The sequence below is a fragment of the Lentzea albidocapillata genome (assembly GCF_000719115.1).
In the GTDB taxonomy this organism is placed as follows: domain Bacteria; phylum Actinomycetota; class Actinomycetes; order Mycobacteriales; family Pseudonocardiaceae; genus Lentzea; species Lentzea albidocapillata.
Map to the genome: position 1 here is coordinate 1 of NZ_JOEA01000071.1, position 541 is coordinate 541.

The window sequence follows — 541 nt, forward strand, 5'->3', positions numbered from 1 at the left end:
AGCCCGGCGATGCCGAAGAGCCCGGTCAGGTCGAGCGGACCTGGCAGCGGGTACACCTCGGCGTCGCTGATCTTCAGCTCGCGCACCAGCAGGTCCAGCACGTACGGGTCGATCGACTCCTCGACCTCCAGGCGCACCGGGGGCCCGAAGCGGCGCCGCATGAGCTCCTTCTCCAGGGCCTGGAGCAGGTTCTCGGTGTCGTCCTCCTCGACCTCCAGGTCCTCGTTCCGGGTGAGCCGGAACATGTGGTGCGCCAGCACCTCCATCCCCGGGAACAGCTCCTCCAGGTGGGCCGCGATCACGTCCTCGATGGGGACGTACCGCTCCGGCGACGCCTCCAGGAAGCGCGACAGCAGCGGCGGCACCTTCACCCGCGCGAAGTGCCGGTGGCCGCTGACCGGGTTCCGGACCACCACGGCGAGGTTGAGCGACAGCCCCGAGATGTACGGGAAGGGGTGCGCCGGGTCGACCGCCAGCGGGGTCAGCACGGGGAAGATCTGCTGCCGGAACAGGGTGAACAGGCGGGCCTGCTCCTCCTCGG

At 70.1% G+C, this 541-nt stretch carries 1 pseudogene; it reads right to left on the reverse strand.

Features of this window, described 5'->3' with window-relative positions:
• Positions 1–541 (reverse strand): annotated as a pseudogene (locus IG04_RS0141830) (RNA degradosome polyphosphate kinase); the annotation flags it as partial.